This is a genomic window from Streptomyces sp. NBC_00620 (assembly GCF_026341825.1).
GTDB lineage: Bacteria > Actinomycetota > Actinomycetes > Streptomycetales > Streptomycetaceae > Streptomyces.
In genome coordinates this window covers 2,511,657-2,534,391 of the sequence record NZ_JAPENY010000003.1, presented here as the reverse complement: position 1 = coordinate 2,534,391, position 22,735 = coordinate 2,511,657, and the positions used below count along the sequence as shown (strand labels likewise).

Below are 22,735 nucleotides of genomic sequence, written 5' to 3'. Positions count from 1 at the left end.
GTTCCGATCGGAGGGGAGACTCAGCCGGCATACGTCGAGTTTCTTGAGGGGGGCCTCGACGAACTGATGGCGGACCCAAACCCCGAAGCCCGGCTACCGCAAGCCACCAACGACCTTGAGGGCTTCACTGCGGGCCTGGCCACCGAGACGCGGCGTCGCAGTCTTGCTGACGTCAGCATGGCCGTGTTCACCCTGGTCAAGAGGAACACCTGCCCCCTATGGCCATTCTGCTGATCCAGAAAGAAGGCCGCCTTGGCCGCAGACGACGATCCAGCGGCAGCGGAGCGGCGGAAGCAAGCCCTCACCGCGGCGTCGGAAACGAGTAAGCACGTTCTGACGCTGACGACCGCAGTCGTCACAATCACGATTAGCCTGGCCAAGGACATTACCACCAGGGCCGCGCCCTCGGATTTGCTGTGGCTTCAGATGGCCTGGCTGGCCCACGCCATCTCAGCGCTGGCCGGAGTCGCTACACTCCTGGCCCTCGCTGGCACCCTTAGCGAGGGCGACAGCACAAGGTCAATCTACTCACCGAACATTCGGCTGCCAGCAGCTATGCAGATGGCTTTCTTCGCTTTCGGCGTGGTTCTCGTCGTCATCTTTGGTGTTCTGGCCACATAGTCTGCCCTGCCAGCCAGTGGCGGCCAATGAGGAATGGGGGAGGCTTATGTCCCTAGCAGAGGTTCCGTTCGAGAAGCGTAAATTGCGTACCGTTGACCAAGTGGGAGCACTTTCGGAAAATGAGAGGACGGTCCTGGGGGCAGCGCTTCAACTAAAGCGTCAAAACAACCTCAACACGCTGGATGGCGTGAACCATACACCTTGCCACTTCACCAAAACTCTGCCCTTCATGGCCTCTGGGAAAACTGATTACGAGTCTGCCGTTTGTCGAATACATCGGAATTTTCTGGGATCCCTTGTGGTGATCGTTTCCCGTTTGCTTCCATTGGTTATCGGTTGGCCAGCGCACGAGGCTGCTCTGCGCTCCCTCAGCCACGCAAGGAGCGCGCCTTGCCACTGATCCTGATCGTCGGCGCTGTTGTGCTGGCGGGCGGCGCAATCGGGACGGCTATCACCGTCCACCGACTGAAGCGCCCAGCGAAGATCATCCTGCTCGGTGAAGGGATGAGCGGCAAGACTACCCTGTTGAACACCTGGCAAGGCAAGTGGGACGAGCCGGTGCACCGGACCCATCCAGCGGGAGAATTCATCGGAAAGATCCGGTTGGACACGGGGAAGAAGAGTCGCTGGATCGAAAAGCCACTCAAGTTCAGGAACGTCAAGGACTTCAGTGGAATGGACGAGATCCTGGACGCCTCTCGGAACGGCGTGAAGGCGGCCCAATACATCCTCTATCTCGTCAAGGCGCCCCACCTCGTAGCAGACGAGGAAGCTCCTGGATCATCTGTTGCGTATGAGCGGCTGATCGCAGACGTCGCCCGCATCAAGAGATACACCACCAAGGTCGAAAGGGTCATCTTCGTCGTCACTTTCACCGATAAGGACTCCCGGTACGACCTGTTGGGTCCGGCCGCTTACCTGACTCGTGTGCGCGGGCAGCTCAGCGACCTGATCAGCATGCTCAACATGCGTGAGGAGACCAGGGTGGTGGCCGGGAGCCTCGCCACTTTGGAATCCGCCGAACTCCTGGCTGGCGAAGTCGTTCAGGCGATGCTGTGAGCGTCCAACTGCGGCTGGTCTACGCCGAATACGAGAGCGGCGAGCCGCCCTTCGTCTGGCTCGACGGGAAGGGCCGTAGGCCCGAGGAGAAACGACGGGCGATCCATCTGATCGGCGGGCTGAGCAGGGAAGGAAGGCACCGACGCGGCGAGCCGGGGCTGGCAATCCGTCATCGGGACTCGCTGTTGATCCAGACGACGGTCGGGCTCGCTCATGACAGCGGTGGGCCACAGGGTGCCGTCGCGATCGTCAAGGGCCTCGGCTCCGGCGCGGATTGGGAGGCCGACGTCACCGAACTGATAGCCGAAGTACTGCGGGACGGCCGGATCACTGTGGACCGCGAGAAGTTCCGCTCCGTTCTGGAATGGGGTGCCCAATCATGGGCCCAGGCGCTGAAGGAAAAGAAGGGAATCTGGTTCGCGGCGGCCAAGACGAGAAGGACACGAACAGAAGAAAAGGCGGTCTTGGCGAGAATGTACATTCCGGAGGAACTGGCCGATCGGCTGATGACCGTCTCCCGAGAGGACTTGGTACGCATCTCTGACGACGATCCGGAGAGGCTCCGCGACCATCGAATCACGATCGTCCCGGTACCGCTGTTCGGTCGATGGAAGCATTTCCCTGAACTACGGGAGACCGTCCTGTATCCCGATCAGGCGTATGTGCGCGATCGTGATTCCGGCTACCGATATGCGGCGGTGGACAATGCGATTCAGGGGACGGCACTGCGGAAATGTCGGCTTGCACTCAAGGTATGTAAGGAGCTCGGCGCCAAGTCGCTGTACGTCATAGAGTCCCGAGCGGATTCCGGAAGCTTCAGCGTCGGCAATGAGTACACCGCTCAGGCGCGGGCCGAACGGGCGGGGGAGGCGCATAAGAAGCTACCGAAGGCGAGCCTGTCAATCGAGGAGCAGAGTTTGCTTCACCTCGCTGCCCAGCTACGGCACGATCTGAAGGTGACCATCGAGGCAGAGGGGAACTGGCCCGGCCACGCGCCTTCAATCGCGGGAGCCCTGAGCGTCCTGGAAGGATACGATCCGAGCGACGTCGAAGATCTGCGGATCTTCATCGAGCAGCGAGATGGAGCGCACAACGTGAGCACGAGCCTTTCGCTCGTGGTCAATCTCCTCAGCGAGCTGAACCGTGATTTTGATCTGTTCTGCAAGACAGCCGCCGGTCTTGAGGCTACGCTCGGGCGCCAGCAGGCCAAGGCCGAGATGAGCATGAGTAACACCTTCAAGGTGCAGTTCGAAAGAACGAGGATGGTCTCGCTCTCACTCAAGGTCGAGTTCTGAATGCGGAGATTCCTCGCCCAGGGTTTCGGCGTAGTCGCTTGATGTCCGGTTCAGAAGGCGAGCCGCTGCGGTCGGTCACTCTTGGTGAAGCCGGGCCGTGTCGGCGATGCGGAGGATCTCGGCGGCTTCGCCGAGGAACTCGCGTCCGCGTTCCGTGGGTGCGAGGGGCTTGGTGGAACGATCGATGATGAGGAACCCGACGGCGTTTTCGACTTCGTTGACTCGTTGTCTGAGGGCGCCGTCGCGTCCGTCGTAGAAGGCGCGGGCTGCGGCGGCGAGGCTGACGTGACCGGGGATGTTCATCATGAGCCGCAGCCGGTCGAGGGCATATCGGCTCATGGTGATTTTCTGCATGGTGGGTGATGGGGGGTGGGGGAGTTCGAGGTCGGCGATGTCGTTGTGGTGGGCGCCGCCGGGGCGGATCGGGATGTCCCAGCTCCGCGCGAGGAAGATGATGTGGTCGATGGTAATGCCGCGCTGGCGGGCCAGTGCGGTGAGGTTGTTGCGGTTGACGATGTACTCGTTGTGCAGCCAGTCGCGGGTGATGTCGGGGCAGGGAGGGTGTGTGCGGCGGCCGCGGGGCCGGATTCCGTTCTGGATGAGGAGTTGGTGCACTGTCCGGGGCCCGCAGCCCGCGAGAGTGGCAATGCGTTCGAGGCTCTTCTTTTGGGTTACGTAAAGGTTCCGCAGCTGCGAGGGGGCAAGGACATCGCGGCGGTCGGCGCTCTGGGGGTTGTGCAGCCCGATCACGGGCCCCGGGGCCGCCGGCGTATTGGTGATCTCGCAGTAGAGCCGCAGGTGTTCGGCGTCCATGGGAAGGTGCATGGCGGCGCCATCTGCGCTCTTGGATTCCTTGAGAGCGTCGCGGACAGCTTCTGGATCGACGAGGTGAGGGTCGGCGCCGGGCCAGGAGGCCTCGGTTACCCATTCAGCAGGCGGTTCCCATGTCACAGGTTCGTCGATGCGGTGGTGTGTGAGGTTGGACCGAGCTTGCTCGTGCAGAAACCCTCGGAGGGCGACTGGCACGCGGAAGCGGAATTCGGTGCAGTTCGGTGTGAAATGGGATCCTGCGCCGCTGGGGGTCGGATGGAATTCGCCGGTCAACAGCATCAGTAGATACCAGCGCAGGATGTGGATGCGGTGCTCGGTTCCGGTCCATGAGCCTTGCTGGGTGCAGAACTTTCTGTAGGCGTCGAGGTCGAGTGTGACCGAGGTGTTGGTGAACAGCTCGCGCCGCCTGTTGTAGTCGATTGGCGAGCCGTGCTCATCAAGGGCGCAGGCGAGTTGGGCGAGAGTGGATGCGAGTGGCGCCAGGTCCTGGCCTCCGTAGGTGCGCCGCTCGATACTGTCCCGGTCGCGATCGATGTAGTGGTTGCCGAGCAGAGGCCCGGCCCGTTCGAAGTTCAGTGTGGGCGGACCGCCTGGCAGCAGAAGGAAGCTGCTGCAACCGCGGCGGAAGGCGGTGGTCCGGTACCTGTTCCCGCCTCGGGCCAGGGGAAGGAGCCGCATGGTCCAGCTGGGCCAGAGCATCGCGGGAATCATCGCGGCCCGACGGTGAATAGCCTCGGCGTTCAGCGTGGGCCAGCGCGGTTGTGGGGTGGCGCTGGCGTAACGGAGCCGGGCGTGCAGCGTGGCCTCTGGATCCAGTCGTCCCAGGGCGCGCTGGACCAGTTCCGGACCGCTCCACTCCCAGCGTGCGGCCATCATTCCGATGCTGAACTTCTGTTTCTGCAGGAGCGAACGATCGGCTTGGAGGATCCAGTCGAAGAGCGGCTCGTGCTCGGTGTGGCCCGGGTGCAGAGCAATCCGGGCGAGGGTGGTGCCGACCGCGACGTTGTGCGCATCGTGTCCGACCTCACGGGCCTGGACCTCGGGCAGGAGGCCGCCGCACTCAGCGAGTGTGGCGTGTACGGCTTCTGGTGCGCGGCCGAGGACGGTGTGCAGGCCTCGGAGGATACGCCAGGCCAGCGCGTAGAGCCGCTTGAACTCGGCCAGGGCCGCCGGGCGGCCTGCCCGGTCGCTGCCGAGCAGGTCGGAGATATGCCGCTGGGCGGCCAGGACGGGGCCGTCGCCGGGGAGTTGGAGTGCGGAAGCCTCGATGAGGCGATAGCCACACGGCTGCTTGGTTCCGGTGATGCCCCGCGCGGAGTTGAGCGTGCACGAGCTCGGGCCGCTCGGTCCGAGCCGGCGGGCCTTCCAGTGGTTGGGAAAGCGGTGGCAGGCCGGGCAGAAGTCCAGGAGCAGGCATTGGTGTTGCATGCAGGCGAAGGCCCAGGGCAGCCGCCAGAACACGGGGCCGCGGCCGTCCTGCTCGGCAAGGCAGGCGGGGCAGAACCGATTGCGGCTGCCGCTGAATCTCCAGGCGACAGGACGGCCCAGCCGACGTTGTCCAGGCATGAAGGAGACGGCGAACCCGTCGTAGGGTTCGAGCGTCATGGAGATCAGCGTCGGCAGCGGGACGCCGGTGGACCGCCCCAGGGCGGCTGCTTCGGAGGGCAGGAGCCGCAGGGCCATGGGTCGGGTGCGGCTTGCCGGAAGTCCGGCGAAGCTGAGGAATTCATTGTTGGTTATCCGGAGGCGGCGTGCATAGGCGCCGATCCAGCTCTCCAGGGCCTCACCAGGCAGCGGTGCCACCGCGATGGGGATGCGGTCATCGGTCCAGACTGTCACGCCGATCTCCTCTGTGGAGGATGTGAGGCCGGCCGGGTGGTGAGGAGCCCGGCCTTGATCGCGGCTTCGAGTTCCAGCCGGGCTTCCTCGGCTGCGGCATCATTCTTGACCTGGTTCATCAGGTCTTCGTCGAGGCGTTCGTGGCCACGACGGATGGCCCGCAGGCAGCCACGGTTGATCAACGACATCAGTGAAGCGAAATGCCCGGTGGAGCGTGCGTAGAGGTAGTCCGAAAGATCCTCGGCCAGCATCCCGGGGAACCTCTCCGCCAGAACCAGTTGCCGTTCGATGGTCTTCAGCAGCGTCCTCCACTCCAGGCGGCCCTCTTCGGTCTCGACCTCGAAGGACCGCAGAGTCAGAGGGGTCGTGCGGCGGCCGAACTGGGCGAGCAAACTTTCCTGTTGGGAGAACCCTTCGCGGAGAATGCCGCGCTGCTGGACCCCGACACCCACGTAGACCAATGTGACGGGGAAGACGTTCGAGAGGTACTTGAGCTGGTTGGCCATCCGTGCCGAGTTGCTCTTCGAACCTGCCAGGAAGTGCACATCATCGACGATGATCGCGGTCGTCTTCATGCTCAGCACCGCGTCAACCGCCCGCTCGGCCAGAGTGTCGGCGTCCCCGGTGACCGGCAGGCCGTAGAAGCGGCAGATCGAGGCGTTCAGCCCGCGGATCTGAGTGTTGCCGCTCAGCGCGATGTAGATGACCGGGACCCGGCGGTCCCCGCTGGGAGCGGTCTCCCCGCGCAGGGCGATCTGCTTGCGGTAGAGGCCGCGGCCGTAGGCCCGCACCGCCGTACTCTTCCCGAGCCCCGGGTAGGCGTCCACCAGCGCGGCCGGTTTTGTTTTGTCCCCGTCGTGCCGGTTGGACTCGACGATCTCCTCCAGGTCCTCGTGCAGAGCGACCAGCTGCGGGGTATGGATGGGGCCGATATTTGCGTGCCAGACCTCGCGGCCGTCGTTGTAGATCAGCAGCCGTTGCGGCGACAGAGCGGCAAGCTGGCGACGGGTGAACTGCTCGGGCTGGACACGGTCGAGTCGGTGGACCTCCTGCAGCCATCCCGGGAGACGGGTGGGCGAGTACTGGCGGTCACCACCCTCGAACGGCTCGATGTCTTCCGCCGAGCTCAACGGCTCTCCCAGGTATCGGCGTAGTAGTCGTCCTCCTCGACCGGAACGACTACTTCGTCACCGGGGAAGACTGCCTCGCACTCATCGTCATCGTCGTCGTCCCCGCCCAGGTCCTCGTCCTCCACCTCGACGACGCGCAGTTCGGGCCCACCAGGCTCCTCTGCCGGGCCGGATTCTGGCGTACTCATGGAGGCGATACGCCGGACCGACGGCAGCGAGGCGACCTCGTCCTTGACATCCTGCGGCTCGCCGACCAGCCGCAGCCGGTCCTGGGACAGCCGGACCGCCATCCGCCGCTCGGAGCGGTCCGTGGCAAGCCCGGCGCCCCACCGCTCCAGGAGTTCGACCAGCGCGCGCTTGGTGTCCGGGAATCGGTGAGTTTTCTTGGCGAGCTTGCGAGCGTAGACCAGTGCCTCCCGGCTGACCGGGCCCTTGAGCGCGGGTGCGTGCTCCCAGTCGAGCGTGTGCCAGGTCCGCAGCTTCGGGTCCTGGAAGTACACCTTGGTGATATCGCCGCGGTCCACCGCGACGGGCCACTTGCCCGCATCCACTCCGCGATAGGGACTCGGCTCGTTGCGGTAGTCGTTCAGTGCGTCCCCGTTGTAGCGCAGCCCCTCGACCTCGACCCCGTAGCGCTGGATGGTCGTGCGTTCTTCCTCCAGGAACTCCAGGGCCAGATGAGGGCGGGCCGGGATCCTGAGCGGGCCGGCTCGGGTGACGCCGTGCTCGAACATGTCCAGCGGACTCAGCTTCAGCCCGGGGACCTCCGGGACACACAGTCCGCGGTGGTGGCGCCGGTGATAGATCCGAGTGATCCACTCGCGGATGATCGCTTCGAGTTCGTCGATGAAGAAGAACGCCTCGTCCTCGACCTTCTCGCCGCGGCTGTGGACGTCCGAGCCCTTGTAGCCGGGCAGGGCGGCCAGCAGCCCCTGGTTGAGGGAGCGGAACCAGCGCTCGACCGGCTTGTCGGTCGGCGTCTTCGGCCGGGCTGGCTGCAGCGAGATGTCCAACTTTGCGCAGACGCTCTGGATGTGGTTCGACAGGTAGACCTTGCCATGGTCGAAGATGATCGTCTCAGCTGCGACCGTGGGCAGCAGCGGCTGCCCGTCCCGGTCGACCAGCTTGTTCGCGTCGACCACGACGGCGGACGGCACCCCGCAATACGGCAGCAGCTCGCCCCCATCTTCGGGCGCCTCGCGTGGACGGACCGTCTCGAACAACACCCCCGCCACGTCTGTCGACTTTGTGGACACCGGAGTCAGCCGCAGCCCGGTGATGCACCGGCTGTAGAGATCCATCGCGACAGTGAGTTCGCACCGCACCCACTGGCAGGTCACCGGCTCCATCGCGAACACGTCCAGACAGTTGGTGTCCAGCACCACGTACTCACCAGGCCGCGTCGCCCGCAGCCTGCCGTAGGTCCCTTTCGGGGCATCCGCAATCGACCGCTTCCCCTTCGTGCTGCCCTCGAAGGCGTTCGTGCCCTTGGTCAGCGCCCGCAGCAGTTCGTAACCCGTCGTGCGGGCCGGGACCGGAACGGTCTCCCTCCCGTACTCCTTGGTCAGACGCTCCTCGATCTCGGCCAGGATCAAATTCCGCACCGGCCGGGACGACTTCTCGTGCCCTTTCAGTACTGACCGGGCCATCTCCAGCCAGCGATCGTCGGCCCGGTCCAGCACACTTGGCGCCGGGCGCTCACGAACCAGCCCAGCTGGGCCTGAGCGCTTGACCTGCCGTACCCAGTTCCGGATCGTGCTTTCGGCGACACCGAGCTCCGTCGCCTTGGCCGCGTACCGGTGCATCCATGGCGTGCCGGGCGCGTAGTCGGGCCGTGGCTCGCCCGGAAGGGCCAGCTCCTCGCTGCCGAGTTGGTAACCGGTCCGGACTTCTTGAACATGACGGAACTTCCGCGTCAGTTCGTCATCGCTGCCGCCGTCGAGACCGCCCAGAATCGCTGCGGCTGTTGGCTCTTCCTGCGGCGCCGGGACCAGGATCTCGGTGGTGGGATGTGTCAGCAGCACGGAGATATCGAGCTGACGCCACCTCGGCACGCCGACGACCGCAGCCGCCGGCCGGAGAAGAATCCGGCGGCCTTCGATCTCGGCGACGGTGAACTGCTCGCCGTCGAAGCTGATCGGGAGTCCTGGTTGCAGAGGCGTCGTCCACCTGGTCACGCGCGCCTCCGCAACACCGATTCACCGGACAACGGCCGGGACAGATCCGTCGCCAGCCGCCCAGACCACAACAACGCCATCAGAGCCGGTCTTGCCTGTTCAGCGGGTCGATCCCCGGCCAACCGGCGTTCTGCCAGGGCCAGTTCCTCGCCATCCACGACCTGCTGCCACGCCTGCTCCACTGAGTCCTCGGGCACCACGCCGGGGCGCCGGTAGCCGGCCAGGAACCGAATGTTCTCCAGCAACACACGATCGGCTCCGGACCAGACCTCGTAGCCCCAGCCGTGTTGCTGAAACAGCTCACCCGGCCACGCCAGAGCTTCCGCGATCTTCGCATCCAACAGACGGTCCGCCGGTTTGACGTTGACCACCCGCACGGTCCCCGAGCGCATGACCAGCAGAAAGTCCGGCACATGATGCCGCACCCGGTCACCGACCCGAGCTGCCAACCGGCACGGCTGAGCGAAGATCCCCTGCACCTCAGGATCAAAGTCCGCCAGCAGCAGCCGGGCCAGCTCCAGACGGCTCTCATAGACCACGTGCCCGCCCGCCGTCACGGACGCATACTTCCCCGAGTAGTGGGCCATCCCACGTACCGACCGGACATCCCGCCACGGCTTCGACCCCGAGAAGTCGGCCAACCGCAGCTGCCGCAACGGCACTTCATACACCGATAGGTCCTCGTACCGGATCGACACCGTGGGTACCTTGCGGGTACGCCGGGCGCCGCCCGCGCTCCGTACTGCCATGCTGGGGACGCTACGGAGGACTGCCGACGCGCACTCGGAGAAGATCAGAAGAACCCCGACAAGGACCACTACTGAACGTAGTAGTTGTCAACGGGATCGCGGATTTGCTAATCCACTGCTAACGAACTGCCTTCGCTGCTAACGAAGTCGCGGTTCCTACAGGAGCCTCAGAGCCGCGCCCCCTTGAGCGCCATGTGCAGCAACAGCCGGTCCTCACCGTCGTCCAGGTCGAGGCCCGTGAGCTGTTCGACGCGGGACAGGCGGTAGTAGAGCGTCTGCCGGTGGATGCCCAACTCCGCTGCTGTGCGCCCGGCTTGGCCCGCGCAGTCGAGGAACACCTCTGCGGTGCGCGCGAGTTCGCGGTGGGCCGGGGACAGCAGGGTGCGTACGACGGGATCGTGGGCCGCGTCCGGGGGAAGCGACGTCAGCAGCCGGAAGGGCCCGATCGACGACCACTCGGCGACCGGGCCGAGGCGGGGCTCGGCCAGCACGGCACGCGCGGCGGCGGACGCCTCCTGCCAGGCGGCCCCCAGCTCGGCGAGCCCGGTGCGGGCCCCGGCGACACCGGCCGCCGCCTTCCCCTCCGCCTCCCGCGCGAACCGCGCGGCCGCCGTCAGCGCCGGAGTGAGCACCTCCGGTGACCGGAGGCGTACGAGGAGGGCGAGGCTCTGCCCGGTCGCACCCCACGGCACCGTGCACAGCGCGGTCGCCCCCGGCACCGTACGGACGGAAGGGGCGTCGTCCGGGTCGGCCGAGGGCCAGGGGGCCACGCACACCACCGTGTGCAGGCCGTCGCCGCGTGGTCCGAGGGCCGTACGCAGCTCGGCGACCGCCATGTCGCGCTGCCAGCCGCGTTCGGCAGTGAGGACGGCGCGCAGCTCGCGGGTGAGGTCGGCGCCGGCCTGGGCCTCGTCGGCGAGCAGGGCCCCGATGCGGGCGGCGACCTCCATGGCCGAGGACAGCTGTGCGTCAGAGGGGCCGGGATCGTCGTCGAGCAGCCAGACGTAACCCCGGACGACGCCCCGATGGCGTACGGGGAGACAGATCCGCCCCCGGTACACCCCCGCCTCCGGGGTGCGCGGAATACGGACCGGGGCGGTGGCCCGGGTGATGCCGAAGCCCTCGAACCAGGTGCGGACCGTCGTGGTGGAGCGGCGCGTGAGGATCGAGCGGGTGCGCACGGGGTCGAGGGCGGAGGGGTCGAGCTCGCCCTCGCTGTCGTACGCGGCGAAGGCGATCAGCTCGAAGTCCCGGTTCTCCAGGGTCGCGGGCATGCCCAGGAGTGCCGAGATCTCGTCGACGAGCTCCTGGTAGTCACCCACGTTTTTGAAAGGCGCATCCGACGTCACTCGGGCATTCTCCCGCATTTCCGCGAGGCCCTCATACATTTGTCTGAGATCCAGGGCACGGATGCGTGACAGCTGTCGATGGCACAGGATCGGAGAGATCCTTAGGTTTCACGGTGGTTCTCCGTGCCGTACCCGAATCGTCGGGATTCGGCCTCCTACTGGCTTTGTTGTGGAGGTGCCCCGTGCTGGGTCCCGTGATTCTCGCCGCGTCGCGCAGCGACAGGATGCGCCGCTTCGTGTCGGCGGCGCCCGGCACCAAGCAGGTCGTCGCCCGCTTCATCGCAGGCGAGTCCGTCGACCAGGTCATCCCGGTCGTCCAGGACGCCGTGGCCAAGGGTCTCGAAGTCACCCTCGACGTCGTCGGCGAGGACATCACGACCCGCGAGCAGGCGTACGCCGCCCGGGACGCGTACCTGGAGCTCATCGAGCACCTGAAGGCGCTGGACCTCGGCACCAAGGCCGAGATGTCCATCAAGCTGTCGATGTTCGGCCAGGCCCTGGACGGCGGCCACGAGCTGGCCCTCGCCAATGTCCGCCCGGTCGTCGAGGCCGCCGCCGCCATCGGCACCACCGTCACGCTGGACGCCGAGGACCACACCACCCTCGACTCGATGTTCGCCATCCATGAGGAGCTCCGGAAGGACTTCCCGCAGACGGGCTGCGTCATCCAGGCCTACCTGTTCCGCACCGAGGCCGACGCCCGCCGCCTCGCCGCGAGCGGCAGCCGCGTACGCCTCGTGAAGGGCGCCTACAAGGAGCCCGCCGAGGTCGCCTACCAGCAGAAGGCCGAGGTCGACAAGGCGTACGTCCGCGTCCTGCGCATCCTGATGGAGGGCGACGGGTACCCGATGATCGGGTCCCACGACCCGCGCCTCATCTCCATCGCCCAGGAGCTGGCCCGCAAGGCCGGGCGCAAGCTCGACGAGTACGAGTTCCAGATGCTGTACGGCATCCGAGGCGAGGAGCACCTGCGGCTCGCCGCCGAGGGCCACCGCATGCGCGTGTACACCGCATACGGCACCGACTGGTACGGCTACTTCATGCGCCGCCTCGCGGAGAAGCCGGCCAACCTGCTCTTCTTCGCACGCTCGATCCTCACCAAGGGCTGACCCACCGCTCAGTTAAGGAGTCACGGAATCATGGACGCTGTAACCCAGGTCCCCACCCCCGTCAACGAGCCGGTGCACGGCTACGCCCCCGGTTCGCCCGAGCGTGCCCGTCTCGAGGCCAAGCTCAAGGAGCTGGCCGAGAACCCGGTCGACCTTCCGATGACCATCGGCGGCGAGAAGCGCCTGGGCGGCGGCGAGGCCTTCCAGGTCGTGCAGCCGCACAACCACAAGGCCGTGCTCGGCACCGGGCGCAACGCCACGCAGGCCGACGCGCAGGACGCGATCGACGCGGCGCTCGCCGCCGCCCCGGCCTGGCGCGCGATGTCCTTCGACGACCGCGCCGCGATCATCCTGCGCGCCGCCGAGCTGCTGTCCGGCCCCTGGCGCGAGACCCTCGCCGCCTCCACCATGCTCGGCCAGTCCAAGACCGCCCAGCAGGCCGAGATCGACTGTCCCTGCGAGCTGGTCGACTTCTGGCGCTTCAACGTCAAGTACGCCCGTGACCTGCTCGCCGAGCAGCCCCCGGCGAACTCCCCGGGCGTCTGGAACCGCCTCGACCACCGCCCGCTCGAAGGCTTCGTCTACGCGATCACGCCGTTCAACTTCTCGGCGATCGCCGGCAACCTGCCCACCGCGCCCGCGTTGATGGGCAATGTCGTCGTCTGGAAGCCGTCGCCGACCCAGACCCACTCCGCCGTGCTGCTGATGCAGCTCCTGGAGGAGGCCGGCCTCCCCAAGGGCGTCATCAACCTCGTCACCGGCGACGGCATCGCGGTCTCCGAGGTCGCCCTCAACCACCGCGACCTCGCCGGCATCCACTTCACCGGCTCCACGAAGACCTTCCAGCACCTGTGGAAGACGGTCGGCGAGAACATCGCGAACTACCGCACCTACCCGCGTCTGGTCGGCGAGACGGGCGGCAAGGACTTCCTGGTCGCGCACCCTTCGGCGGACCGCGCGGTGCTCAAGACCGCACTGACCCGCGGCGCCTTCGAGTACCAGGGCCAGAAGTGCTCCGCGACCTCCCGCGCCTACATCCCGGCCTCCATCTGGAACTCCGGCTTCAAGGAGGAGTTCGCGGCCGAGGTCGACTACCTGACCATGGGTGACGTCACCGACCTGGCGAACTTCGTCGGCGCGGTCATCGACGAGCGCGCCTTCGCCAAGAACAAGGCGGCCATCGACCGCGCCAAGGCGGACCCGTCCTGCACGATCGTCGCGGGCGGCTCGTACGACGACTCGGTCGGCTACTTCGTGCGCCCGACCGTCGTCGAGTGCTCGGACCCGGAGAACGAGGTCTTCAAGACCGAGTACTTCGGCCCGTTCCTGGGCGTGTACGTCTACGAGGACGACAAGTACGAGGAGATGCTGACCCAGATGGAGTCGGCCTCCGACTACGCGCTCACCGGCGCGGTCGTCTCCAACGACCGTGCGGCGGCTGCGTACACGATGGAGAAGCTCCGCTACGCGGCCGGCAACTTCTACATCAACGACAAGTCGACCGGCGCCGTCGTCGGCCAGCAGCCCTTCGGCGGCGGCCGCGCCTCCGGCACCAACGACAAGGCCGGCGCCCCGCAGAACCTCCAGCGCTGGACCCTGACCCGCGCCATCAAGGAGACGCTGGTCGCGCCGACCGACTACACGTACCCGCACATGGGCTGACCTCCTGCGTCCTGAGGTTCTTGGGCCGGACAGCTGCCGACAACGGCGGCTGTCCGGCCCACGTGTGTGAGCGCTGGGAATACTGAGCCCATGACCACCCGACTGCGCACCGCCCACACGGCGGACCTCACACCCGCCGAACTCGGTGCCGTATCACGGCCTCGGCGGCATCCACGCGCTCGTGCGGGACGAGCGGGGTCTCGCCGCGCACGGCTCCGTGATCCAGCGCCGGGTGCTGCACCGGGGGCGCTCGCTGCGGGTCGGGTACGTGGAGGCCGTGGGGGTACGGGCCGATGTTCGCCGTACGGGTCTCGGCGCCCGGGTGATGGCGGAGCTGGAGCGGGTGGTCGACGGGGCGTACGGGCTCGGTGCGCTGTCCGCGAGCGACGAGGGGGTGGCTCTGTACGCCGCTCGCGGCTGGCAGCGCTGGCCCGGTCGCATCTGCGCCCTCGGTCCTGACGGTGTCGTCCACCTGCCCGACGAGGAGGGCTCGACCTTCGTACGACCCGTCGCCGCCGGCCTCGATCCCGCGCACGAGCTGGTCTTCGACTGGCGGGACGGAGAAGTGCTCTGACGGTCCGTCATGCGGCAGCGCGCACGATCATCTTCCCGGTGTTGCCGCCCCGCAGCATCGACAGGAACGCGTCCACGATCCGCTCGAAGCCGTCGACGACGGTCTCGTCGGGCGTGAGCCGGCCGCTGCGCAGCTGCGGTACGGCGAACTCGTACAACTCCTGCTGTACGTCCGTGTAGTCGCGCACCAGGAAGCCTTCGATGCGCAGGCTCTTCTCGACGACGTCGGCGTGGTTGAAGGGGACGGGCGGCGCGACCGGGGTGTTGTACTGGCTGATCGTGCCGACGCGTACCACCCGGCCGCGTTCGCGCAGCGCGCCGATCGCCGCGCCGAGGTGGTCGCCGCCGACGTTGTCGACGAACACGTCGATGCCGTCCGGGGCGGCCTTGGCCAGGAGGTCGGCCACGGGGCCCGAGTGGTAGTCGAATGCCTCGTCGTAGCCGACGTGTTCCCTCAGATACGCCGCCTTCGTCGCCGTGCCCGCGCTGCCCACGAGCCGTCCGGCGCCCAGCAGCCGCGCGAACCGTGCGGTGGCCGTGCCGACCCCGCCCGCGGCCCCGGAGACGAACAGGTCCTCGCCCTCCCGGAGTTGGGCTATCCGCGTGAGACCGACGTACGCCGTCAGGCCCGTGCCGCCGAGGACGCTCAGGTGCGCGGAGAGCGGTACCCCGTCGAAGTGCGGGAGGCGTCTGGTCTCTTCGGGACCGACTACGGAGTGGGTGCGCCAGCCGCGCCGGTGGAAGACGATCTCGCCCTCGGGGAGCGCCGGGTCCCGGGAGTCGATCACGCGGCCGAGAGTGCGGCCCTCCAGCGGGGAGTCGAGCTCGAAGTCGCCGTCCATCATCTCGCGGTGGTAGGGGTCGACGGACCAGTAGAGGTTCTCGACGAGGGCTGTGCCGGGCGTGGGCTCGGGGACGGGCGACTCGGCGAAACGGAAGTGCTCCGGGGTGGGGAAACCGGTGGGGCGGGAGGTCTGCTGGACGGTGAGCGCGATGTCGTTCATGAAGGGGACCGTAGGGAGGAATGCGGCCACCGGGCAGAGGGTTGGGCTCATGGAACGGCCGCATCCATGAGCCGTACTCATAGCGGCAGGTGGGACCCCTGATGAGCAGCGAAGACCTTGCCCCGCAGGAACTGCGGACCCTCGTGGCCATCGCCCGTGAGGGCGGCTTCTCGGCGGCCGCCGGCACGCTCGGCACGACGCAGTCCGCGGTCTCGCACGCGGTGCGCGGCATCGAGCGCAAGGTGGGCGTCGTGCTCTTCGAACGCGGGCGGCACGGGGCGCGCCCCACCGCCGCGGGGGAGCGGGCCGTGGCGCACGCGCGGCGGGTACTGCGGATGCTGGACGCGCTGGCGGCGGAGGCGCGGGGCGCGGGCGCCGGGCCCGGCGGCGCCGACACCGTCGCCGGGCCGCTGCGCATCGCCGCCTTCCGCAGCGCGGCACTGCACCTGCTCCCGGCCGCCCTTGAACGGCTGACGGCCCGGCATCCCGGGATCGAGCCGACCGTGCGGGTGGTACGGGAAGTGGGACCGGGCACGGCGGGGGAGGTGGCCGCCGGCCGGGCGGACGTCGGGATCGCCACGCTCGGCACGGGTACCCCCGTACCTCCGGAGCTGATTGGCGACGTACTCATCGAGGAGCCGTACGCCCTGGTGCACCCGGCCGGTCATCCGGACCCGCGCTCGCTCCCGCTGGTCGACTGGACCGAGAACTGCTCCTCCTACACCCGGACCTGGTGGGCCGCCCAGGACTGGATCCCGTGCGCGACGGTCCACGCCGAGGACGACGGAGCAGTGCTCTCGATGGTGAGCAGTGGTCTCGGAATGGCCATCATGCCCGCGCTCTCCCTGACGAGTGCACCGCTCACAACCGAGATCACCGATCTCGGTCCGGAGCGCCCGACGCGTTCGGTCGGGTACGTCACCACGCCGGAACTCGCCACGACGGTCGCCGTTCGCGCGCTGATCAGGGAGCTGCGGGGGTCCCGTCCTCGGGGGGCGTGACCGCGCCCGGACGATTTTCCCAGGTCAGGGCGGTGTGACCCAATCCGCCGTCTCAGATAGTAGGAAGTCCGAGTAATTGTGGAGACAGATGCCCGGTCCTCGCCTAGCTTGGTAGGAGCCGAACGTCTCGCTCGACCAAGCGAATGGCGGTCGTGAGCCGGAGCCCTTGGCAGGCAACCCCTGCGGCACCGCTCCCCGCCCCTTCCGGCGTCTCGAAACCCCTCACCCCACTTCCGGCTGCTCGCATCCGGAGGCAAGGAGTCGATTCATCATGGCCGAGACGACCGTCCGCCGAGTCCGTCGTGTTTCCCGTACGAGCGCGTCCCGTACGAGCGACTCAGACCGCAAGAACGCCGCCGCCGCCCTCCAGCGTGCCCTCGACCGCAGGGACAACGGCGGCGAGACGGGCCACTGAGGCCCGCACTCATACCGGGAGCCGCGCCCGCAAGGGGTGCGGTGCGGGGCCTGTGTCCCGCGCCGTACCCCGGAGTCCGTCCCCGCGCCGTACCCCGGAGTGCTCAGACCCCGCGCCGCACCTCGAAGTAGTCGATGCGCCTGCCGCTCTGCGCCAGCGCCGACACCTTGAGCCGGGGCGTCGCACCCGCCTCCGCCTCCACCGAGAGGAAGGAGTAGCCGGTGTACCGCACGCGCGACCACTCCACGGTCTCGGGCCGCTGGTCCTTGGACTTCGTCCAGTGGAAGGTGTCCACCGACTCGCGGTCGGCGACCTTCCCCTCGTAGCTGTCCTCGACCCCGACGGGGAAGCTGTAGAGGCTCTTGCCCGCCCCGCCCGCCGTGACGTACACGGTCCCGTCCCGCGTCGGATCGGTCGACGCGCCGACCGGCACCCGCCTGCCCACCCTGCCGCCCTTGATGGCGTCGGTCCGCTCGTACACGTGGTTGTGCCCGTTGATCACCAGGTCCACCTGGTGCTTGGTGAACAGCGGCAGCCAGGCGTCCCGCACACCCCCGTCCGAGGCGTGCGAGGACGTCGAGTACGTGCAGTGGTGGAAGAAGACCACGACGAGGTCGACGCTCTTGCGCAGTTCACCGAGCCGCCTGTCCAGCCAGGCCGTCTGCCTGCCGTCGGTGTAGCCCTTGTTGGCGGGGATCTCGTACGAGACGTCGTTCGCGTCCAGCGCGACGATGCCGACATTGCCGTACGTGAAGGAGTAGGCGCCCGGCGCGTTCCGTGCGTCGAAGCCGTTGTCGGGGAGCGTCCAGCGCGCCGACTGGCCGCCGTATCCGTTCGGCGAGTACCAGGCCTCCATGTCGTGGTTGCCGGTCGTCACCATCCACGGCACCGACTTGGCCACCGACTCGGTCTGCTTGAGGAACAGGTCCCAGGCGCCGGGGTCGTAGGAGTCCGACTTCTGGCCCTGGCCGTTGACGTCCGCGTAGCAGATGTCGCCCGCGTGCAGATGGAAGGCCGGGCTGCGGCCGAGGATCAGCTTGTCGTTGGCGAGCGCGTCGGGGGTGACGCCCTGGTCGCCGAAGGCCGTGAACACGAACTTCCCGGGGCTGGTGGCGGGCGCCGTGCGGAAGGAGCCGACCGTGCCGCGGTGCTGCCTGGCCGCCGGGTCGAACCCCTCGTGGCCCACTCCGTAGTAGTACGTCGTGCCGGGGCGCAGCCCGTCGAGCGCCGCGTGCAGGTAGTACTGGTCGAGCGCGAGCCGTACCCCGGTCAGTCCCGGTGTGTGCAGGTCGCGGAGATCGGCGTCGATCTTCCGGCTCAGGTCCCAGGGTGACGGTCCCACGCGGATGTACGGCTTCCTGACCGCGAGCGGCACCTGCCAGGAAATCCGCATCTGGGTCTTCGGGTCCGCGCCGAAAGCGAGGTGGCGGCCGAAGGGCTTGATGGCGGAACCGTGCACAAGGCCGGTGGCGGTGGTCGAGGGGCTCCTGCTGTCCGACGTGGTGCCCGACGCGCAGCCGGCCAGCAGCCCGCCGCCCGCCAGCGCGCCCGCCGTCACCAGCGCGCGGCGCCGCGTGAGCTTCGTCCGCAGGTACTCGTGCTGCTCCGCCATGCTCATGCGGCGCGCGAGCCGCGGCGGAATGCCGAAGTCGGGAAGGTCCAGGTCGGGGGCCACGCGAGGGTCCATGCTGGTGAATTTCCCAGCAAGCCCCAACACCCGCCATACGTACGGGTGAACGGAGGCCGAAGGGTCGGTGCGCCACAGACGTCGACGTCCGTATGGCGGACACCCGGTGTCATCCCATGGGACGAGGAGTACGGTGCCGCTATGTCTCGCAGCATCAATCTCGCAGTGATTCCCGGTGACGGCATCGGCCAGGAGGTCGTGGCCCAGGGACTCAAGGTCCTCTCCGCCGTCCTTCCTCAGGATGTGAAGCTGGAGACGAAGGAGTTCGACTTCGGCGCCAAGCGGTACCACGCGACCGGTGAGACCCTCACCGACGCGGACGCCGAGGCGCTCAAGCAGCACGACGCGATCCTGCTCGGTGCGATCGGCGACCCGTCGGTCCCCTCCGGCGTCCTGGAGCGCGGGTTCCTGCTGAAGCTCCGCTTCCTCTTCGACCACCACGTCAACCTGCGGCCGAGCAAGCTGCTGCCGGGTGTCGAGACTCCCCTCAAGGGTGAGCCCGCCATCGACTTCGTCGTGGTCCGCGAGGGCACCGAGGGCCCGTACACCGGCAACGGCGGCACCATCCGCAAGGGCACCCCGCACGAGGTCGCCACCGAGGTCTCCGTGAACACGGCCTTCGGTGTCGAGCGCGTCGTCCGTGACGCCTTCGCCCGCGCCCAGGCCCGCCCGCGCAAGAAGCTGACGCTGGTCCACAAGAACAACGTGCTGACCTTCGCGGGCCACCTCTGGACGAACATCTTCAACAAGGTGGCCGAGGAGTTCCCCGAGGTCACCACCGACTACATCCACGTGGACGCGGCGACGATCTACCTCGTCACCGACCCCGCCCGCTTCGATGTGATCGTCACCGACAACCTCTTCGGCGACATCATCACCGACCTCGCCGCGGCCGTCTCCGGCGGCATCGGCGTCGCCGCCTCGGGCAACATCAACCCGAGCGGCGAGTTCCCCTCGATGTTCGAGCCCGTGCACGGCTCGGCGCCCGACATCGCGGGCCAGGGCAAGGCCGACCCCAGCGCCACGGTCCTCTCCGTCGCCCTCCTGCTGCGCCACCTCGGCTACGAGACCGAGGCCGCCCGCATCGAGGACGCGGTCGCCACCGACCTCGCCGAGCGCGTGGGCAAGCCCGCCCGCTCCACCGAGGAAATCGGCGACGCGCTCGCCGTACGAGTAGCCGGCTGACCCCGCCGCGCACTTACGTTTCGTAGCAGCCGCCGGGTCGCATCCGCACCCGGCGGCTTTCCCTATGCCCTCGCCGGGTGCCACCATCTACCCCTGGGCAATCCCATGGGCCGCATTCACACCATTTCGTCCACGGCTCCGGACACGCGATAATCGAACGCGGAGCCGCGGAATGAGGGAATGCTCGGACGTCCTAGCACTGGCCACTGGCAGTACTGGCGTGAGCGCGGCCCGTCACACACAACCGGTGAAGGACAACCACTCATGACGACGCCCACGATCGAGCTCAAGCCCTCTTCGCAGCCCCGCTCGGATGCGGAGCGCGAGGCGATTCTCGCCAGCCCCGGGTTCGGCCGCCACTTCACCGACCATATGGTGACCATCAAGTGGACCGAGGGCCGCGGCTGGCACGACGGCCAGCTCGTTCCGTACGGACCGCTCTCCCTCGACCCCGCGAACATGACCCTGCACTACGCGCAGGAGATCTTCGAGGGCCTCAAGGCGTACCGGCAGGCGGACGACTCCGTCGCCACCTTCCGCCCCGACATGAACGCCAAGCGCTTCCAGGCCTCGGCCCGCCGCCTCGGCATGCCGGAGCTGCCGGTCGAGACGTTCATCGAGGCCTGCGACGTCCTCGTCCAGCAGGACAGGGCATGGGTCCCGGCGCACGGCGGTGAGGAGTCCCTCTACCTCCGCCCGTTCATGATCGCCACCGAGGTCGGCCTGGGCGTGAAGCCCGCCAACGAGTACCTCTTCCTCGTCATCGCATCCCCCGCGGGCGCTTACTTCCCGGGCGGCGTGCAGCCCGTCTCCATCTGGCTCTCCGAGGACCACGTGCGCGCCGTCCCCGGCGGCATGGGCGACGCCAAGACCGGCGGCAACTACGCCGCCTCCCTGCTGCCCCAGGCCGAGGCCGCCGCCAAGGGCTGCGCCCAGGTCGCCTACCTCGACGCCGTCGAGCACAAGTGGGTCGAGGAACTCGGCGGCATGAACCTGTACTTCGTGTACGGCAACAAGATCGTCACCCCCGCCCTGACCGGCTCCCTGCTCGCCGGTGTCACCCGCGACTCGCTCCTCACCGTCGCCCGCGACCTCGGCTACGAGTCCGAAGAGGGCCGCATCTCCATCGACCAGTGGCAGCGCGACTCCGAGAACGGCACCCTCACCGAGGTCTTCGCCTGCGGAACCGCCGCCGTCATCACCCCCGTCGGCACGGTCAAGCGCACCAGCGGCGAGTGGCAGCAGTCGGGCGGCGAACCCGGCGAGGTCACACTGCGACTGCGCGAGGCACTCCTCGACATCCAGCGCGGAGTCAGCGAGGACAAGCACGGCTGGATGCACCCGCTGGGCTGACCCGTGCCCTGAACCCCGCCCCCTTCAACGGGGGCGGGGGGCGGAGCGCCCCAAAGCGGAGCGCCCCAAAGGGGCGCGGGGAACTGCGCGACCAGCCACGACGGCCCCGCAGACGAAACACCGCAACCCCAGCGGGAGCTCAGCTCAGCGCCCGCTCTCGGCGCGAGCCAGTTCCTGCCCGGCCGCCACCGGATGCGGCGCCCCCTTCGGCGACAGCACCAGGTACACAAGACCCCCGACAACGCCCGACAGCAGGAAGCTGCAGTCCACCCCGCCGGTCAGCGAAAGCAGCGGCCCCTCGTAAGAGGGAAGCGACACCGCAAGGAGACCGACGAACGCGCCCAGCGCCCACGCGACCACGGCCGGCACGTTCCAGCCGCCCCGGTACCAGTAGATCCCGCCCCGCGAACGCCGGTTGAAGACCTGAAGCGCGTCCGGATCGTAGACACCGCGGCAGCGCGCGAACCCGATGAGGGTGACGACGGCCCACGGCGTCCCGATGGCGGTCAGCAGCAGCACGAAGGAGGTCATCGCGTCCTGCGCACTGGACGCGTAATGACCGACGAAGACGCAGACCGTGGCGACGACGGCAACCGAGAGGGTGGCCTGCGCGCGCGAGGCGCGCGGCAGGATCGCGTCGAGGTCGAGCCCCATCGAGTAGAGCATCAGCCCCGCGTTGCCGACCGAGCCCGCGGTGGCGGCGAGCAGCAGCGGGACCAGGTACCAGGTGGGGGAGGCGGAGACCAGCGGCCCCGCGTAGTCGAGGGCCGCGCGGGCCGCGTACGCCGTGAAGGTGCCGAAGAGCTGGGGGACCAGCAGACCGACCGTCAGACCCAGCCAGGTCGCGTGCAGGACCTTGCGTGAGGAGTGGCGGGCCGGGGAGATGTAGCGCGTGTAGTCGCCGAGGAGGGTGATGAACGCGATCGGGCCGGACAGGCCCGCCGCCACCGCCGCGAGCAGCCAGGTCGGCCAGAAGGAGCCGAGCAGATAGCCGCCGGCCTCCGGGAGCGGGGCGGTGGTGAAGTGCGGGGCGTACGCGATCACGCCCACGACCAGCAGCGCCGTCATGCCGATCGCCAGGACGCGGGACATGGCGAGCAGCACGCGGTAGCCGTACACCGCGCCCGCCACCGTCGCTGTGGCGAGCAGCCCGTAGATCACGCCGTACGAGATGCCGTTGACCGGCAGTCCGAACAGCCGGTTCAGTACGCCCACCATCACATCGCCGCCGATCCAGACGGTCAGCGCGGTGTAGCCGAGGGCGAGCAGCAGGCCGACGACCGAGCCGACCAGCCGTCCGCGTACGCCGAACTGGGCGCCGGAGGAGGTGGAGAGGTTCGTCGCCGTGCGCAGGGACACCAGGGCGAGCGGAGCCGTGATCGCCGTGCCGACCACCGTGCCCGCCACGATCGAGGTGACCGAGGCCCACCAGCCGAGCCCGAAGGACGCCGGCAGCCAGCCGAAGATGATCACGCCGAGGCAGAGATTGGAGCCGAGCAGGATCGACACGAGGTCGCGGGGCCCGCTGGTGCGTTCCTCGTCGGGGATGGTGTCGACGCCGCGTTGTTCGATCGGCATGGCTGGGTCTCCTTCGAGGGCGGCCTGAAGCCTGAAGTTTGAGTGACGTTCAATGTGGCGTGTTCCAAGGTCACACGTCAATGTTTCCGTTTCATGAATCTCGCGGTTACAGTGATTT

At 67.9% G+C, this 22,735-nt stretch carries 17 protein-coding genes and 1 pseudogene; 10 read left to right on the top strand and 8 right to left on the bottom strand.

Annotated elements, in window-relative coordinates:
- Nucleotides 1–252: 252 nt before the first annotated feature.
- The 3 genes from OG246_RS42205 to OG246_RS42195 all read left to right on the top strand — a co-directional run bounded on the left by OG246_RS42205 (nucleotide 253) and on the right by OG246_RS42195 (nucleotide 2,975).
- The gene (locus tag OG246_RS42205) at nucleotides 253–621 is read left to right on the top strand and encodes a hypothetical protein (RefSeq protein ID WP_266474747.1); all 369 of its coding nucleotides are present in this window, start codon (nucleotides 253–255) and stop codon (nucleotides 619–621) included.
- A 390-nt stretch (nucleotides 622–1,011) separates the two neighbouring features.
- Nucleotides 1,012–1,680 carry a hypothetical protein gene (locus OG246_RS42200; protein ID WP_266474745.1) on the top strand — a complete coding sequence of 223 codons (669 nt, stop codon included), beginning with the start codon at nucleotides 1,012–1,014 and terminating at the stop codon, nucleotides 1,678–1,680.
- A complete protein-coding gene (locus tag OG246_RS42195) occupies nucleotides 1,677–2,975 on the top strand; it encodes a hypothetical protein (RefSeq protein ID WP_266474743.1) in 1,299 nt (432 codons plus the stop codon). Before OG246_RS42200 ends, OG246_RS42195 begins: the two co-directional genes overlap by 4 nt.
- Before the next feature lie 75 nt (nucleotides 2,976–3,050).
- Here OG246_RS42195 and OG246_RS42190 read toward each other — a convergent pair whose 3' ends face one another.
- From OG246_RS42190 to OG246_RS42170, 5 genes are all read right to left on the bottom strand, one after another.
- A complete protein-coding gene (locus OG246_RS42190) occupies nucleotides 3,051–5,645 on the bottom strand; it encodes a TniQ family protein (protein WP_266474742.1) in 2,595 nt (864 codons plus the stop codon).
- Nucleotides 5,642–6,775 (bottom strand): ATP-binding protein, encoded by a 1,134-nt coding sequence (locus OG246_RS42185; protein WP_266474739.1) that lies wholly within the window; start codon nucleotides 6,773–6,775, stop codon nucleotides 5,642–5,644. Before OG246_RS42185 ends, OG246_RS42190 begins: the two co-directional genes overlap by 4 nt.
- Nucleotides 6,772–8,952: a Mu transposase C-terminal domain-containing protein gene (locus tag OG246_RS42180; RefSeq protein ID WP_266474734.1), complete on the bottom strand. Its 2,181-nt coding sequence runs from the start codon at nucleotides 8,950–8,952 to the stop codon at nucleotides 6,772–6,774. The genes OG246_RS42185 and OG246_RS42180 overlap by 4 nt, the downstream gene beginning before the upstream one ends.
- Nucleotides 8,949–9,701 (bottom strand): TnsA-like heteromeric transposase endonuclease subunit, encoded by a 753-nt coding sequence (locus tag OG246_RS42175; RefSeq protein WP_266474732.1) that lies wholly within the window; start codon nucleotides 9,699–9,701, stop codon nucleotides 8,949–8,951. Before OG246_RS42175 ends, OG246_RS42180 begins: the two co-directional genes overlap by 4 nt.
- A gap of 167 nt (nucleotides 9,702–9,868) precedes the next feature.
- Nucleotides 9,869–11,068 carry a CdaR family transcriptional regulator gene (locus tag OG246_RS42170; protein WP_266474729.1) on the bottom strand — a complete coding sequence of 400 codons (1,200 nt, stop codon included), beginning with the start codon at nucleotides 11,066–11,068 and terminating at the stop codon, nucleotides 9,869–9,871.
- A 164-nt stretch (nucleotides 11,069–11,232) separates the two neighbouring features.
- Between OG246_RS42170 and OG246_RS42165 the strand changes: the two genes are divergently transcribed.
- The 3 genes and pseudogenes from OG246_RS42165 to OG246_RS42155 all read left to right on the top strand — a co-directional run bounded on the left by OG246_RS42165 (nucleotide 11,233) and on the right by OG246_RS42155 (nucleotide 14,395).
- Complete coding sequence (locus tag OG246_RS42165; protein ID WP_266474727.1) at nucleotides 11,233–12,159, top strand: proline dehydrogenase family protein; 927 nt, start codon at nucleotides 11,233–11,235, stop codon at nucleotides 12,157–12,159.
- 30 nt (nucleotides 12,160–12,189) lie between these two features.
- Nucleotides 12,190–13,821 (top strand): L-glutamate gamma-semialdehyde dehydrogenase, encoded by a 1,632-nt coding sequence (gene pruA / locus OG246_RS42160; protein WP_266474726.1) that lies wholly within the window; start codon nucleotides 12,190–12,192, stop codon nucleotides 13,819–13,821.
- Between the two features lie 90 nt (nucleotides 13,822–13,911).
- Nucleotides 13,912–14,395 (top strand): annotated as a pseudogene (locus OG246_RS42155) (aminoglycoside 2'-N-acetyltransferase).
- Nucleotides 14,396–14,402: 7 nt separating this feature from the next.
- Here OG246_RS42155 and OG246_RS42150 read toward each other — a convergent pair.
- The gene (locus OG246_RS42150) at nucleotides 14,403–15,398 is read right to left on the bottom strand and encodes an NADP-dependent oxidoreductase (RefSeq protein ID WP_266474724.1); all 996 of its coding nucleotides are present in this window, start codon (nucleotides 15,396–15,398) and stop codon (nucleotides 14,403–14,405) included.
- 101 nt (nucleotides 15,399–15,499) lie between these two features.
- On the opposite strand from OG246_RS42150, the gene OG246_RS42145 reads away from it, so the two are divergent.
- Entirely contained in the window at nucleotides 15,500–16,399 is a 900-nt protein-coding gene (locus OG246_RS42145) for a LysR family transcriptional regulator (protein WP_266474722.1), read from the top strand.
- Nucleotides 16,400–16,670: 271 nt separating this feature from the next.
- A complete protein-coding gene (locus OG246_RS42140) occupies nucleotides 16,671–16,814 on the top strand; it encodes a hypothetical protein (RefSeq protein WP_266474720.1) in 144 nt (47 codons plus the stop codon).
- Between the two features lie 103 nt (nucleotides 16,815–16,917).
- Here the strand turns inward: OG246_RS42140 and OG246_RS42135 are convergent, their stop codons facing one another.
- Complete coding sequence (locus tag OG246_RS42135) at nucleotides 16,918–18,477, bottom strand: metallophosphoesterase family protein (RefSeq protein ID WP_266475070.1); 1,560 nt, start codon at nucleotides 18,475–18,477, stop codon at nucleotides 16,918–16,920.
- A 165-nt stretch (nucleotides 18,478–18,642) separates the two neighbouring features.
- Between OG246_RS42135 and OG246_RS42130 the strand changes: the two genes are divergently transcribed.
- Nucleotides 18,643–19,686 (top strand): 3-isopropylmalate dehydrogenase, encoded by a 1,044-nt coding sequence (locus tag OG246_RS42130; protein ID WP_266474718.1) that lies wholly within the window; start codon nucleotides 18,643–18,645, stop codon nucleotides 19,684–19,686.
- 264 nt (nucleotides 19,687–19,950) lie between these two features.
- Nucleotides 19,951–21,039: a branched-chain amino acid aminotransferase gene (locus OG246_RS42125; protein WP_266474717.1), complete on the top strand. Its 1,089-nt coding sequence runs from the start codon at nucleotides 19,951–19,953 to the stop codon at nucleotides 21,037–21,039.
- A 144-nt stretch (nucleotides 21,040–21,183) separates the two neighbouring features.
- Here OG246_RS42125 and OG246_RS42120 read toward each other — a convergent pair whose 3' ends face one another.
- Nucleotides 21,184–22,617 carry a cytosine permease gene (locus OG246_RS42120; RefSeq protein ID WP_266474716.1) on the bottom strand — a complete coding sequence of 478 codons (1,434 nt, stop codon included), beginning with the start codon at nucleotides 22,615–22,617 and terminating at the stop codon, nucleotides 21,184–21,186.
- Nucleotides 22,618–22,735 lie beyond the last annotated feature (118 nt).

Excerpts from the sequence above, each read along its gene's own strand:
- OG246_RS42175 (WP_266474732.1), bottom strand. The coding sequence starts at position 9,701 with ATGGCAGTACGGAGCGCGGGCGGCGCCCGGCGTACCCGCAAGGTACCC.
- OG246_RS42170 (WP_266474729.1), bottom strand. The coding sequence starts at position 11,068 with ATGCGGGAGAATGCCCGAGTGACGTCGGATGCGCCTTTCAAAAACGTG.
- pruA (WP_266474726.1), top strand. The coding sequence starts at position 12,190 with ATGGACGCTGTAACCCAGGTCCCCACCCCCGTCAACGAGCCGGTGCAC.
- OG246_RS42150 (WP_266474724.1), bottom strand. The coding sequence starts at position 15,398 with ATGAACGACATCGCGCTCACCGTCCAGCAGACCTCCCGCCCCACCGGT.
- OG246_RS42145 (WP_266474722.1), top strand. The coding sequence starts at position 15,500 with ATGAGCAGCGAAGACCTTGCCCCGCAGGAACTGCGGACCCTCGTGGCC.
- OG246_RS42140 (WP_266474720.1), top strand. The coding sequence starts at position 16,671 with ATGGCCGAGACGACCGTCCGCCGAGTCCGTCGTGTTTCCCGTACGAGC.
- OG246_RS42130 (WP_266474718.1), top strand. The coding sequence starts at position 18,643 with ATGTCTCGCAGCATCAATCTCGCAGTGATTCCCGGTGACGGCATCGGC.
- OG246_RS42125 (WP_266474717.1), top strand. The coding sequence starts at position 19,951 with ATGACGACGCCCACGATCGAGCTCAAGCCCTCTTCGCAGCCCCGCTCG.
- OG246_RS42120 (WP_266474716.1), bottom strand. The coding sequence starts at position 22,617 with ATGCCGATCGAACAACGCGGCGTCGACACCATCCCCGACGAGGAACGC.